This is a genomic window from Herbaspirillum sp. LeCh32-8 (genome assembly GCF_017814915.1).
Lineage (GTDB): Bacteria > Pseudomonadota > Gammaproteobacteria > Burkholderiales > Burkholderiaceae_D > Herbaspirillum.
This window is the reverse complement of the sequence record NZ_JAGIPZ010000005.1, coordinates 153361-166188: the sequence shown is the minus strand read 5'-3', so window position 1 is coordinate 166188 and position 12828 is coordinate 153361. Positions and strand designations below refer to the sequence as shown.

At 65.6% G+C, this 12828-nt stretch carries 13 protein-coding genes; 10 read left to right on the top strand and 3 right to left on the bottom strand.

Translation table 11 applies throughout. From position 1 onward, the window contains the following. Window positions 1–29: 29 nt before the first annotated feature. The 6 genes from J8I26_RS11580 (at window position 30) to J8I26_RS11555 (ending at window position 5757) form a co-directional block, all read left to right on the top strand. Window positions 30–935 (top strand): transporter substrate-binding domain-containing protein, encoded by a 906-nt coding sequence (locus J8I26_RS11580; RefSeq protein WP_209607258.1) that lies wholly within the window; start codon window positions 30–32, stop codon window positions 933–935. Between the two features lie 46 nt (window positions 936–981). Beyond that, a complete protein-coding gene (locus tag J8I26_RS11575) occupies window positions 982–1557 on the top strand; it encodes a carboxymuconolactone decarboxylase family protein (protein ID WP_209607257.1) in 576 nt (191 codons plus the stop codon). 28 nt (window positions 1558–1585) lie between these two features. Continuing rightward, window positions 1586–2311 carry an amino acid ABC transporter permease gene (locus J8I26_RS11570; RefSeq protein WP_209607256.1) on the top strand — a complete coding sequence of 242 codons (726 nt, stop codon included), beginning with the start codon at window positions 1586–1588 and terminating at the stop codon, window positions 2309–2311. A 10-nt stretch (window positions 2312–2321) separates the two neighbouring features. After that, entirely contained in the window at window positions 2322–3005 is a 684-nt protein-coding gene (gene gltK / locus J8I26_RS11565) for a glutamate/aspartate ABC transporter permease GltK (protein WP_209607255.1), read from the top strand. Beyond that, on the top strand, window positions 3002–3736 hold the full coding sequence (locus J8I26_RS11560; RefSeq protein WP_209607254.1) for an amino acid ABC transporter ATP-binding protein: 735 nt from the start codon (window positions 3002–3004) through the stop codon (window positions 3734–3736). Before gltK ends, J8I26_RS11560 begins: the two co-directional genes overlap by 4 nt. A gap of 173 nt (window positions 3737–3909) precedes the next feature. Then, window positions 3910–5757: a hypothetical protein gene (locus J8I26_RS11555; RefSeq protein WP_209607253.1), complete on the top strand. Its 1848-nt coding sequence runs from the start codon at window positions 3910–3912 to the stop codon at window positions 5755–5757. A 9-nt stretch (window positions 5758–5766) separates the two neighbouring features. Here the strand turns inward: J8I26_RS11555 and J8I26_RS11550 are convergent, their stop codons facing one another. Beyond that, entirely contained in the window at window positions 5767–6861 is a 1095-nt protein-coding gene (locus tag J8I26_RS11550; protein ID WP_209607252.1) for a LacI family DNA-binding transcriptional regulator, read from the bottom strand. A 249-nt stretch (window positions 6862–7110) separates the two neighbouring features. On the opposite strand from J8I26_RS11550, the gene J8I26_RS11545 reads away from it, so the two are divergent. The 4 genes from J8I26_RS11545 to J8I26_RS11530 are packed head-to-tail and all read left to right on the top strand — an operon-like array spanning window position 7111 to window position 11390. Beyond that, window positions 7111–8148: a TRAP transporter substrate-binding protein gene (locus J8I26_RS11545; RefSeq protein ID WP_209607251.1), complete on the top strand. Its 1038-nt coding sequence runs from the start codon at window positions 7111–7113 to the stop codon at window positions 8146–8148. Between the two features lie 33 nt (window positions 8149–8181). After that, a complete protein-coding gene (locus J8I26_RS11540) occupies window positions 8182–8721 on the top strand; it encodes a VOC family protein (RefSeq protein ID WP_209607250.1) in 540 nt (179 codons plus the stop codon). A 2-nt stretch (window positions 8722–8723) separates the two neighbouring features. Beyond that, window positions 8724–10013 (top strand): ribulose-bisphosphate carboxylase large subunit family protein, encoded by a 1290-nt coding sequence (locus J8I26_RS11535; RefSeq protein WP_209607381.1) that lies wholly within the window; start codon window positions 8724–8726, stop codon window positions 10011–10013. Window positions 10014–10040: 27 nt separating this feature from the next. Further along, the gene (locus tag J8I26_RS11530; protein ID WP_209607249.1) at window positions 10041–11390 is read left to right on the top strand and encodes a four-carbon acid sugar kinase family protein; all 1350 of its coding nucleotides are present in this window, start codon (window positions 10041–10043) and stop codon (window positions 11388–11390) included. A gap of 43 nt (window positions 11391–11433) precedes the next feature. On the opposite strand, the gene J8I26_RS11525 is transcribed toward J8I26_RS11530, so the two are convergent. Both J8I26_RS11525 and J8I26_RS11520 read right to left on the bottom strand, forming a co-directional pair. After that, window positions 11434–11805: a DsrE family protein gene (locus J8I26_RS11525; protein WP_209607248.1), complete on the bottom strand. Its 372-nt coding sequence runs from the start codon at window positions 11803–11805 to the stop codon at window positions 11434–11436. A 76-nt stretch (window positions 11806–11881) separates the two neighbouring features. Continuing rightward, on the bottom strand, window positions 11882–12781 hold the full coding sequence (locus tag J8I26_RS11520; protein ID WP_209607247.1) for a LysR family transcriptional regulator: 900 nt from the start codon (window positions 12779–12781) through the stop codon (window positions 11882–11884). Window positions 12782–12828: the final 47 nt, after the last annotated feature.

The window sequence follows — 12828 nt, the reverse complement described above, 5'->3', positions numbered from 1 at the left end:
TTCCAAGGGAGGGGTAAATGATGCACGCAATGAAACGTCTGGCCGCACCGGCCGCCATGCTGTCCTTCATGTTCGCAGCGCTATCGCCGGCGCAAGCCGCCGACCCGGCATTGGGTCCGACGCTGGGAAAGATCAAGGACGCCAACCTGATCGCCATCGGTCACCGCACCAGCTCCATTCCGTTCTCCTACTACGATGAGAACCAGCAGGTGATCGGCTATTCGCAAGACCTGTGCAACAAGGTGATCGATGCAGTGAAGGCCAAGCTGGGCGCGCCCAAACTGGAAGTGCGCATGGTCCCGGTGACCTCGCAGAACCGCACGCCGCTGCTGCAGAACGGCACCATCGACCTCGAATGCGGCGTCACCAGCAACCTGAAGAACCGCTGGCAGCAGGTGTCCTTCGCTACCAACTTCTTCGTCGCCAGCAGCCGCATCCTGACCAAGCGCGACAGCGGCATCAAGGACTTCCCGGACCTGGCCGGCAAGGCGGTGGTGACCAACGCCGGCACCACCTCCGAGCAGCTGCTGCGCAACCTGAACGAACATCGCAAGATGAACATGCAGATCCAGAGCGCCAAGGACTACGGCGAAGCCTTCCTGATCCTGCAGTCGGGCCGCGTGGCCGCCTACGTGATGGATGACGTGCTGCTGGCCGGCGCGCGCACCACCGCGCAAAAGCCGGGCGACTGGGTGCTGACCGGCAATCCCTTCGGCGCCGAGCCCTATGCCTTCATGGTGCGTCGCGACGATCCGCAATTCAAGCAGCTGGTCGACGACACCTTGTCGGGCCTGATGAAGAGCGGCGAGATCAAGAAGATCTACGCCAAGTGGTTCACCTTCCCGATTCCGCCGAAGAACGTGAGCTTCAACTTCCCGATGTCGGACACGGTCTCCAAGCTGTATGCCGCGCCCAGCGACAAGCCCATGGATTGAGCGCATGATCTGACGCTCGACCGACCAGAGGAAAGAGGAGACCCGCATGACCCAGCCATCCCGCCTGCCGCAGATCAGCCGCGCGCAGATGACGCCCGACCAGACCGCCATGCTCGACGCCATCCAGGCCGGGCCGCGCAAGAACCTGAACGGTCCCTTCGTGGCCTGGATCCACAGCCCGCAACTGGGTGAGCTGGCGCAGCGGCTGGGCGCGTTCTGCCGCTACGACACCGGCTTGTCGCTGCGCCTGTCGGAGCTGGCGATCCTGGCCACGGCAGTGGCCTGGCAATCGCAGGCGGAGTGGCACATCCATCTGCCCATTGCGGTAGCGGCGGGTTTGTCGGCCGACGTCGCCGAGCAGATCCGGCGCGGCCAGACGCCGTCCTTCACGCAGCACGACGAGCAGGTGGTGTGGAATTTCGCCAGCGAGCTGTACCGCGACAAGCGCGTCGCGCAGGCCACCTATGCACAGGCGGTGGAACTGTTCGGCCTGCCGGTGGTGGTCAACCTGGTGGGCTTGCTGGGCTACTACGCGCTGGTGGCAATGACCTTGAACACCTTCGGCATGCGCGCCGAAGGACAAGGCGAGGGCGACCTGCCCTTCGCCGAGCCGGCGCCCTGAGCGCCGGCCACGATGAGGATGTGAAGAGATGGCATACCAATGGCAATGGTCGGTCTTCCTGCAGGCGCCCAGCGCCGGGCAGACCTACCTCGACTGGCTCCTGTCCGGGCTGGGCGTGACGGTGGCGCTGGGCATGTCGGCCTGGATCATGGCGCTGGCGCTGGGCACGCTGCTGGGCATCTTGCGGACCTTGCCCAACCGGCTGTTGTCGGGACTGGCCGCCTGCTATGTAGAGTTGTTTCGCAATGTGCCGCTGCTGGTGCAGATCTTCATCTGGTATTTCGCCATGCCCGAGCTGCTGCCCTGGGGCGACGCCATCAAGGCCATGCCGCCGATGACGCAGCAGTTCGTGATGGCCATGCTGTGCCTGGGCATGTTCACCGCCGCCCGCGTGTGCGAGCAGGTGCGCTCCGGCATCGAGTCGCTGCCGCGCGGGCAGAAGGGCGCCGGCCTGGCGCTGGGGCTGACGCTGCCGCAGACCTATCGCTTCGTGCTGCTGCCGATGGCCATGCGCATCGTGCTGCCGCCGCTGACGTCCGAGTTCCTCAACATCTTCAAGAACTCCGCCGTGGCCTCCACCATCGGCCTGCTGGAACTGGCTGCGCAAGGACGCCAGCTGGTCGACTACACGGCCCAGCCGTATGAGGCCTTCATCGCCGTCACGCTGGCCTACATGCTGATCAACATCAGCGTCATGGCGGGCATGCGCCTGCTCGAACACAAGACCAGCCTGCCCGGCATGGCCGGCAAATAAGCAGACGGCGGTGGCTTACGAATTCGATTTCAGCGCGGTCACGCCCGCCGCGCTCAAGGTGCTGGGCGACGGCATGCTGGTCTCGCTCAAGATCACGCTGGTGGCGATCGTCTTCGGCATGGCCTGGGGCACGCTGTTGGCGATGATGCGCCTGTCGCGCCATCGTCCGTTGCAATGGTTCGCAGCCGGCTATGTGAACCTGTTTCGCTCCATCCCGCTGGTGATGGTGCTGCTGTGGTTCTTCCTGATCGTGCCGCAGCTGCTGCAAAAGCTGTTCGGCCTGTCGCCGGCCAACGACCTGCGCATGACTTCGGCGCTGGTGGCCTTCGCGCTGTTCGAGGCCGCCTACTACGCCGAGATCATCCGCGCCGGCATCAACAGCGTCTCGCGCGGGCAGATGGCCGCGGCCTACGCGCTGGGCCTGACTTACCCGCAAGCGATGGGCATGGTGGTGCTGCCGCAGGCCTTTCGCAACATGGTGCCGCTGTTGCTCACGCAAGGCATCGTGCTGTTCCAGGACACCTCGCTGGTGTACGTCAGCGCGCTGGCCGACTTCTTTGGCCGCGCTTACAGCATCGGCGAACGCAATGGCCGCATCATCGAACTGCTGTTCGTGGCCGGCGCCGTGTATTTCATCATCTGCTTTTCCATGTCGCTCATGGTCAAGCGCTATCGGAAGAAAGTGGCGGCATGATCACGCTGGAAAACGTCTCCAAGTATTACGGCAGCTTCAAGGTACTGTCCGATTGCAGCGCGGCCATCGCCAAGGGCGAAGTGGTGGTGGTGTGCGGCCCCTCGGGCTCGGGCAAGTCGACGCTGATCAAGACCATCAACGCGCTGGAGCCGATCCAGGAAGGCCGCATCACCGTCGACGGCATCCAGGTCAACGACCGCGCCACTAATCTGCCCAGGCTGCGCTCGCGGGTGGGCATGGTGTTCCAGCATTTCGAGTTGTTCCCGCACCTTTCTATCGCTGACAACCTGGCGCTGGCGCAGATCAAGGTGCTTGGTCGCGGCAAGGAAGAGGCGCATGCGCATGGCATGAAGTACCTGGAGCGGGTGGGCCTGAAGGCGCATGCGGCCAAGTATCCCGGCCAGTTGTCCGGCGGCCAGCAGCAGCGCGTGGCGATCGCCCGCGCGCTGGCTATGGATCCGATCTGCATGCTGTTCGACGAGCCGACCTCGGCGCTCGACCCGGAAATGGTCAACGAGGTGCTGGACGTGATGGTGGAGCTGGCGCAGGAAGGCATGACCATGATCTGCGTCACGCACGAGATGGGTTTTGCGCGCAAGGTGGCGCATCGCGTGATCTTCATGGACCAGGGCAGCATCGTCGAGGATCGCAGCAAGGACGATTTCTTCGGCGGCGGCAGCGGGCATTCCGAGCGCAGCCGGCAATTCCTCTCCAAGATCCTGTCGCATTGACGGCCGGGGAGCTTCCGAGACGGACTGTTCCGATACGCAACGGATCGAAAATTCCCAATGGAAACAAAGACTTGAAAACTGACGAATAATTTACGTCGAAGTCCTTTACTGCTGTAAAGATCGCCGCAGGTCGACCGTAATCAGCCATGAGAGCTCCAAAAAAGGAGAATGGAATGGCCATCGAAACGGAAATCGCGGTGGCGGCGCGCGATGCGTTGTCGCTCTTCACGCAGACCTCCAGCCAGCAGGAAAACGTCGACCCCGCGCCCGTCGCGCAGAACGCAAATCCCGGCACGCCGGAAGAAGGCGTCACCCTCACCCTGTCGGCCCAGGGCCGGCTGCTGGCGGCCTTCGCCAGCATCGTCGACGATGCCGCAGCCGAAGCCGCGACCGCCGCTACCGCATCCGATGCTGCGCAAGGCGCTGCGGCGACCGCTGCCGGCGAGGTCGCAGACACGGCCAAAACACAGGACGTGCAGGGCGCGCCGCTGCCCGTCACCCGCGCCACCTTGTACGCAATCGAGGCGCGACTGGTGGCCGCACGCCGCGGCGCCGATGCCATCGCCCGCGCCGACAGCGAACTGCCGCCGTCGGACGACCCGGCCCGCATCAAGCAGGCGCGCCAGGCGACGGATTCGCTGTATGGCCGGGCGGCCAATCCCTTCAGCGGCCTCTCGCGCGCCGAGCTCTCCGCCATCGTCTATGACGAGAGCGGCGCCTACACCGTCAACGAACGCTATGCCGCCGCCAATCAGCGCACCGAGCTGGACCAGCGTTTCTGGGCGCCGGTGTTCCAGCGCGCCGTCAGCAGCGGCGACTGGCGTCCGGTGATCGAGGCGGCGCTGGTGTTCTACGCCGGCCTGTCGCCGCTGGAGCAGACCGCCTATCCGGCCAACTACGCTCAGCTGATGCGCCAGTATCTGGAGCTCTACAACCTGCAGCCGCAGGCGCCGCTGCCGCCGCAACAACAGACCGACCTGGTGCGCATGATGGAATCGCTGGTGCTGCCGTCCGGCCCGCTGGCGCTGGCCGGGGGCGTGATCCGCGGGCTGGTGCTGGTGCGCATGCCGTCGATGGCCGAGCTGATGGCCGCCGCACCGCATTTGGCCGACCTCATCCAGGCCAACAACCTGGCGCACAGCGTGCGGGACGACGCCTACCTGGTGCTGCTGCAGCGCGTGTTTGGCGTGGCGCGGCGCGAGGATGAGCCGCAGGTGGCGCGCCGTGCAGGCGCCGCCGCCGCAGCGCAGGCGCGCGACTACCTCAGCTTCGGCGATCGCCGCTACCTGGCCGACGCCTATGCATGGGCGCAGGCCAACGGCTTGCCGCTGGAAGAAGTCGACGCCCTGGCCGCCGACCTCGCCGCCTATCGCAAGGCGTGCGGCGGCGATGGCCGCGACGCGCGCCGCGACGCTTCTGCCGGGATGCCGTCGCCCTCGACGCCGCAGTACTACCGCATGAGCGCCGAAGACACGGCTACCGCCCAGCGCTTGCTGGTCAGCCGCGCCGCGCGCGATTCCCGACTCGACCACGGTTTCCTGGCCTGGCTGCTCGACCCCGGCGGCGGCGGCTGGAGCGAGACCGGGATGAGCGGCCACGCGGTCTCTTTCTCCGCGCTGGAAAAGCTGTTGGCCGCACTGGCCGGCGTGAATATGGAAGAACGCGCCGGCAGCGACGAGGAACTGGAGCCGGCCTACCGCTACGCGCTGTATCGCATCGGCCTGCAGGACGCACCGGAGAACCACGCCGCCGCTCCCGCAGACGGCGCGCGCACCCTCACGCTGGCCGCGCAGATGGCGGCGTTGGCGCGCAGCGATGCCACCGACCTGGCTTTCATGAACAATGCGCTGATGCTGCTGAAGATGTATCGCTTGTCGCTGAAGATGAGCGACGTCGAGCAACGCACGCTGGCCGAGCTGGTCTACGCCAGCCTGCGCCGTCGCCGCGCCCGCCCGCGTCGCGGCAAACTGTTCGTGGCATGGGGCGTGCGCAGTGCCTTGATGCCGTCGTTGCCGACCTGAGCCTGCGCTTCAGGGGAGGTTCTCGCGCAGGATCACGCTGATCCGCACCGCCTCCACGCCGGACAATGCATCGCGTCGCTCGCGCAGGTTGGTGAAGATGCGCACGCAATTCATGATCATGTTCTGCGGATGCTGGGTCAGCACCGCGTCCATGGTGCCGTCGATCAGCAGGCCGCGGGTGTCGGGCGTGAGGCCGTGGCCGATGAAGACCACCTTCTGGTCGCGCCCGCTTTCCCTCAGTGCGCGACCCACGCCATCGGAGGCGCCGCCGATGTTGTACATGCCCGCCAGGTCGGGATACTGCTCCAGCAGGATGCGCGCCTGCTTGTAGTTGGTGTCGGCATCGTCATGCCCTTCGCGCAGGCCCACCACCTGCACCTGCGGGCAGATCTCCTCCAGCACGTGCTGGAATCCCATCTCCCTTTCCTCGTGGCCGCGATAGCTCAGGCTACCGGCGATCATGGCAATCTTGCCGGGCTTGCGGCCGGCCGCAGGATGCGTGACGTCGCGCCCCAGGAAGCGCGCCAGCAGGTAACCGGCGGTGCGACCGGCAGCACGGTTGTCCATGCCGACATAGGCGGCGCGACGCGAGTTGGAGAGATCCGAGATCAGCGTCACCACATGCACGCCTTCGTCGGCCAGCGTGTTGACCGCCTCGCGCACCAGCGGATGCTCCAGCGCCATGCAGGCCACGCCGTCGGCCTGGCGGCCATAGTGCAGCAGGCGTTGCGCCAGTACGCGCGGATTGAAGCCTTCGATGTGATGATATTTGCAGCGCACGTTGAAGGGCGCGAGGTGCTCCTCGGCGAAGCCGATGTAGTCGCCCAGCATCTGCATGTAGCGGTTGCTGCGCGGCGGCAGCAGGAACACCAGTTGCATCGGGCGCGGGCGCATCGCCTTGTAGAGATCGGACTCGGGCAGGTAGTCGAGTGCGGCGGCCGCCTTCATCACCTTTTGCAAGGTCGCCGCGCGCACGCCGGGACGGCCGTTCAACACGCGGTCGACGGTCGCAGTGGAGACGCCGGCCGCGGTCGCGATGTCGCTCACGCGGGCGCGGGTGCTGTTGGAATTGCCGGTGTGCGGCGGCTTTTTCTGTTCGGACATGGCCTGTCTGCTGAAAACATGAAACCATCAAAAACCATCAGAAACGGACTTTGACCGGTGCGATCAGGCGGCGATATTCTGCGCCTTGCTTCAGATGCGATGAGACAGAAACTGCATGAAAACGGCGACGTTGCGGCATGTGGTGTGCCGGCAAAGTCTAAATCAAATCGAATCAGAAAACATCATCAGCAAAGGCGGAAAAAAGAGCCGGCAGGCCATCCGCCCACACAACATCATTGGGAGACGACGATGAACCAGCCGGATGACAACTTTTCCAGCCGCCGCGATTTTCTGAAGAAGGCGACGCTGGTTTCCGCCGCTGCGGCCACGGGCCTGTACGGCACGCAGGCGCATGCCGCCGAATTCACGCTGAAGTACGCCAACAACCTGCCGATGTCGCACCCGATGAACGTGCGCGCCAAGGAAATGGCCGAGAAGATCTCAGCCGAATCCAAGGGCCGGGTCGAGCTGCAGGTGTATTCCAACGGCCAGCTCGGCACCGACACCGACATGCTGTCGCAGGTGCGTTCGGGCGCCATCGATTTCTTCACCATCTCGCCGGAGGTGCTGGGCACGCTGGTGTCGGCCGGGCAGATCAGCGGCGTGGGCTTCGCCTTCAAGGATTACAGCCAGGTGTGGGCGGCCATGGACGGTGAGCTCGGCGCCTACGTGCGGCGCGAGATCGCGGCCAAGACCAGCCTGTTCGCGTTCGAGAAATGCTGGGACAACGGTTATCGACAGGTCACCACCAGCACGCGCGCCATCGCCAAGCCGGAAGACTTCAAGGGCATGAAGCTGCGCGTGCCGCCCAGTCCGCTGGCGACCTCGCTCTTCCGCGGCTTCGACGCTTCGCCCACCAGCATCAACTTCGCCGAGGTGTATTCGGCGCTGCAGACCAAGATCGTGGAAGGCCAGGAAAATCCGCTGGCGGTAATCGCCACCGTCAAGTTCTACGAGGTGCAAAAGTTCTGCTCGATGACCAACCACGTCTGGAGCGGCTTCTGGTTCATGGGTAACAAGAAGTCCTTCGAGCGCATGCCCAAGGACCTGCAGGAGATCGTCACGCGCAACATCAACGAGGCCGGCGTGAAGCAGCGGGTCGACGTCAAGGCGTTGAACGAATCGCTGGTGGCCGACATGAAGGCCAAGGGCCTGCAGTTCAACGAGATCGACAATGCCGCCTTCCGCGCCAAGCTGCGCTCGGCCGGCTTCTACGCCGAGTGGCACAAGAAGTTCGGCGACGAGGCCTGGGGGCTGCTGGAGAAATACACCGGAAAGCTGGCGTAACACGCCTGTCCCGTCCACATCACAAGGAAAACCATGAGCCGCTTTCTCGGAGAGATCAAACAGCTGGGCTACGTCGTGGCCGATATCGAAGCCGCGATGAAGTACTGGACCGAGGTATTGGGCGTCGGCCCGTTCTATTACATGGAGCGGGTGCCGCTGAAGAACTACCGCTATAAGGATCAGCCCTACGAGATCCACAACTCGGTGGCGCTGGCCAACTCGGGCGGCGTGCAGGTCGAGCTGATCCAGGCGCGCAGCGACACGCCGTCGATGTATCGCGATTTCATGAAGGGCGGCCAGACCGGCCTGCAGCACGTGGCCTATTGGACCGAGGATTTCGATCGCGACCTGCAGCTGCTGCTGGCGCGCGGCTGGAAGGTGGGCATGAGCGGCGAAGTCGGCGAGCGCGGGCGCTTCGTCTACTTCGAGACCGAGTACCACCCCGGCACCGTGATCGAGTTGTCGGAAGTGGCCGGCCCCAAGGGCAAGGTGTTTCGCATCATCCGCGAGTCGTCCGAGGGCTGGGACGGCAGCGATCCGGTGCGCGCCTTCCCCGACCTGAGCACGCTGTGATGATGGGCCCCGCCATCCTGCCGACGGACGGCAGTCGCTTCAGCGCCGACTACCTGATCGAGACGCCGCTGGACCCGGCCGCCGTGGCCGAGGTGATGGCCGGCGAGCAGTCCTGCGGCACCTTCGTGCGCGTGCAGGGCGAGACCGACCAGCTGCGCGACCGCGCGCGTGCGGTGGTGGAGGCCATCGACGAACTGGAGAGCGTGGCCGAAGCGAGTCTGCCCAATGCCTGGCAGCAGCGCCAGCGCATCGCCGGGCCGTATCGTCGCGCGCGCATCCGCATTTCCTTCCCGGTGGATAACGTCGGTCCCAATTTGCCGACGCTGGCTGCCACCGTCGCCGGCAACCTGTTCGACCTGGGCGAAGTCACCGGGCTGCGCCTGCTGGATGTGAAATTGCCGCCCGCCTATCGCCGCCAGTTTGACCTGCCGCGGCATGGCATCGCCGGCACCCGCAGATTGACCGGCGTGGCTGACGTGCCGCTGCTGGGCACCATCATCAAGCCCAATGTCGGCCTGTCGCCGGACGAGACCGGCGAGCTGGTGGCGCGCCTGTGCGAGGCCGGGGTCGACTTCATCAAGGATGACGAGGTCTGCGCCAATCCCGCGCATGCGCCGCTGGAGCAGCGGGTGCGCGCGGTGATGCGGCAGGTGCGCGCGTATCGCGAAAAAAGCGGGCGCAACGTCATGGTGGCTTTCAACATCAGCGACGACCTCGACAGCATGCGCCGCCATGCCGAACTGATCGAGCGCGAGGGCGGCAGTTGCGCCATGGTCAGCTTGAACTGGTGCGGCTACTCCGCGGTGCAAAGTTTGCGTCGTAGCACTTCGCTGGCGCTGCACGGCCATCGCAATGGTTTCGGCATGATGTCGCGCGAGCCCTTGCTGGGGATTTCCTATCCGGCCTATCAGGCGCTGTGGCGGCTGGCTGGCGTGGATCACCTGCATGTGCACGGCTTGAACGGCAAGTTCTCCGAAGGCAATGACGAGGTGGTGGAGTCGGCGCGCGCCTGCCTGGCGGAGATGTCCGACGGCGACTCCGTGATGCCGGTGTTTTCCAACGGCCAGTGGGCCGGCACCGTGCGCCCCACCTTCGACGCGATCAACAGCAGTGACGTGATCTTCCTTTCCGGCGGCGGCATCCTCGCGCATCCGGACGGCGCCGCCGCTGGCGTGGCCAGCCTGCGCCAGGCCTGGGAAGCGGCGCGCGCCGGCATCGCGCTGGACGAGTACGCCAAGCAGGCGCCGGAGCTGCAGCGCGCCATCGCCTTCTATGGCGCCAGGCTGAAGTGATGGCGTCGCCGTGAGCCAGCCGACGTGATGTCTTCCTTCCTCGACGGTCGTCCCAAGATCGCCTTCTACGGCGACGACTTCACCGGCGCCACCGATACGCTGGCCACGGCCACGCTGGCCGGCTTGCGCAGTTTGCTGTTCCTGCATGTGCCGGATGCGGCGCAGCTGAGCGCGGCCGGCCGGCTGGATTGCCTGGGCATCGCGGGCGCGGCACGTTCCATGGATGAGGCGCAGATGCGTGCCGAGCTGGAGCCGGTGTCGGCCTTCTTCTCCAGCCTGCGCGCGCCGGTCACGCACTACAAGATCTGCTCCACCTTCGACAGCGCGCCCCACATCGGCAACATCGGCGCCGCGCTGCGCATCTGGCGCGCGCGCATCGCCAACCGCTTCGTGCCCATCGTCGGCGGCCAGCCCAACCTGCGCCGCTATTGCCTGTTCAGCCAGCTGTACGCCGCCGAAAAGGCCGGTGGCGAGGTGGTGCGCATCGACCGCCATCCGACCATGCGTCAGCATCCCGTCACGCCCATGGACGAGGCCGACCTGCGCATTCATCTGCAACGCCAGGGGCTGCAGGTCGCCGGCCTGCACTATCCGTGCTACGCCGATGCGCAGGCGCTGCAGGCGCAGATCGACGCGGCGCTGGAGGCGCATTCCGATGCTGTGTTGTTCGACGTCTCCGCGGCGGCCGACCTGAACGCCATCGGCCGCGCCATCTGGCGTAGCGCCGAGCAGCAGGATTTGCTGGCCATCGGCGCCAGCAGCGTGGTGCAAAGCCTGGCGGCGTACTGGCACGGCGAGGGGTGGTTGGGGCAGGAGGGGGAGCAGGCGGAACAGGCATCACAGGAGGCACGCATTGCGCCTGCGCGCGGGCCGGTGTTCGTGTTGGCCGGCAGCCTCTCGCCGATCACCGAGCAGCAGGTCAGTGCGGCGCAGGCTTACGACCGGTTGTTGCTCGATGCGCAGCGTTTGTGCGAAGGCGATGAGGCCTATCTTGCCGCCACCGTCACACGTATTGCGCAAGGCCTGCGCAGCGGGCGCAACATGCTGGCCTGCACCTCCGCTCCCGTGGAGGAACGGCAGCTGCTGGCGGGGGAGGGCGCAGCGCAGCGCCTGGCGATGGCCTGTGGCGAGTTGTTGCGCCGGGTATTGCAAGCAACGCCGCTGTCGCGCGTGGGCGTGGCCGGCGGCGACACCTCCAGCCATGCGCTCAGGGCGCTCGATATCTGGGGACTGTCTTACGTCGGCCAGCTATCGGCCGGCGTGGCGCTGTGCCGCGCCCATGCGCAAGAGCCGCACCTTGATGGCGTGGAATTGATGCTCAAGGGCGGGCAGATGGGCCCTGCCGAGCTGTTCGAGTTGCTGCTGCACGGAACCTGAACCTGGCTTACGTTGCCCGGTTCCGCGCGAGGGTAGCTGCGGATCAGAAGTTGAAGACGGTATAGCCTTCGGCCGCGATCTGGGCGATGCTGGGCAGGCCCGAGGTGCCGGGCACGCTGTTGTCGGTGATCAGGTCGAAGCCGACTTTCTCTACGTCCTCGCGCGCGCCGAACACGTCGGCGCAGCCGCAGGACACGCCCACAATCTTGTCTTCCACCGCCTTGAACAAGGCATGGATGGGATGCTTGGCATCGGCCAGCACGCCCGGCCAGCGGGTGCCGGTGCCCTGGAAGTAGATGCCGACGTCGGTGCCTTTCTGCTTGAAGTCGTAAGCGGCGGCGAGGGCGTTGAACATGCGGCCCAGCGCTTCTTCGCCGGCCTTCGGATCGGACAGGATGATGATGGCTGCTTTCATGGTGATGATTATTGCGTGGCGCGTAATGGCGCGTAGGGAGCCTAACGGCACGTCATCTCGACGCTGTGGCGAGAGCTCAGTTCAGGTGGGGATGGCTGCGCAGCTGCTGCACGAGCAGGTCGATGAACATGCGCACCTTGGAGGAACCGTACTTGCTTTCGCGATGCAGCACGTGCACCGGCCAGGGGGACTCTTCGTAGTCGGAGAGGATGGCCTGGAGTTGTCCGCTGTCGAGCTCGCGCGGGATCTGGTAGGACAGCAGGCGGCAGATGCCCAAGCCGGCGGTCGCCGCCTCGATGGCGGCGTCGTTGCTGGTGACGGTCAGGCGCGGCTTCATGCGCACCATGGTGGGGTCGTCGACTGCGCCGAATTTCCACTCCACGCGCGGTGAGACGCCGCTGGCGGCGATGACGGTATGGCGCAGCAGGTCGGCCGGATGCTGCGGCGTGCCGTGTTGCGCCAGATACTCGGGCGAGGCGCACAGGATGCGGCGCACCTGGCCCACGCGCAGCGCCTTCAGGCTGGAGTCGGGCAGGTGGCCGATGCGCACGGCCACATCCACTCCCTCGTCCATCATGTTGACCAGACGGTCGAGGAACAGCGCGCTGACCTCGACCTCGGGGTATTGCTTGAGGAACTGCACGATGCTGGGCGTGACGAACAACTTGCCGAACAGCACCGGCGCAGTGACGGTGAGGTTGCCGCGCGGCGCGGCGTTGATGCCGGCGGCGGCCTCGTTGGCTTCCTCGATGCTGGCCAGGATGTTGCGGGTGTCGTCCAGGTAGCGGCGTCCGGCCTCGGTCATCCTGACGTAGCGGGTGGTGCGCACCAGCAGCTTCACGCCCAGTCGTTCCTCCAGCGCCGAGACGGCGCGCGTCACGGCGGCCGGCGACAAATCCAGGCGCCGTGCGGCAGCGGCGAAACTCTCTTCTTCCCCGACTGCAACATAGACGTTCATCAAGTGGATCTGATCCATTGTTCCTCCCTGCGAAATACTGATTTGCAATCGACGCCTATTCTTGT

Coding starts and splice junctions, on each gene's coding strand:
- J8I26_RS11575 (WP_209607257.1), top strand. CDS start 982: ATGACCCAGCCATCCCGCCTGCCGCAGATCAGCCGCGCGCAGATGACG.
- J8I26_RS11535 (WP_209607381.1), top strand. CDS start 8,724: ATGGGCCCCGCCATCCTGCCGACGGACGGCAGTCGCTTCAGCGCCGAC.
- J8I26_RS11555 (WP_209607253.1), top strand. CDS start 3,910: ATGGCCATCGAAACGGAAATCGCGGTGGCGGCGCGCGATGCGTTGTCG.
- J8I26_RS11560 (WP_209607254.1), top strand. CDS start 3,002: ATGATCACGCTGGAAAACGTCTCCAAGTATTACGGCAGCTTCAAGGTA.
- J8I26_RS11525 (WP_209607248.1), bottom strand. CDS start 11,805: ATGAAAGCAGCCATCATCATCCTGTCCGATCCGAAGGCCGGCGAAGAA.
- J8I26_RS11520 (WP_209607247.1), bottom strand. CDS start 12,781: ATGGATCAGATCCACTTGATGAACGTCTATGTTGCAGTCGGGGAAGAA.
- J8I26_RS11545 (WP_209607251.1), top strand. CDS start 7,111: ATGAACCAGCCGGATGACAACTTTTCCAGCCGCCGCGATTTTCTGAAG.
- J8I26_RS11540 (WP_209607250.1), top strand. CDS start 8,182: ATGAGCCGCTTTCTCGGAGAGATCAAACAGCTGGGCTACGTCGTGGCC.
- J8I26_RS11530 (WP_209607249.1), top strand. CDS start 10,041: ATGTCTTCCTTCCTCGACGGTCGTCCCAAGATCGCCTTCTACGGCGAC.
- J8I26_RS11580 (WP_209607258.1), top strand. CDS start 30: ATGAAACGTCTGGCCGCACCGGCCGCCATGCTGTCCTTCATGTTCGCA.
- J8I26_RS11570 (WP_209607256.1), top strand. CDS start 1,586: ATGGCATACCAATGGCAATGGTCGGTCTTCCTGCAGGCGCCCAGCGCC.
- J8I26_RS11550 (WP_209607252.1), bottom strand. CDS start 6,861: ATGTCCGAACAGAAAAAGCCGCCGCACACCGGCAATTCCAACAGCACC.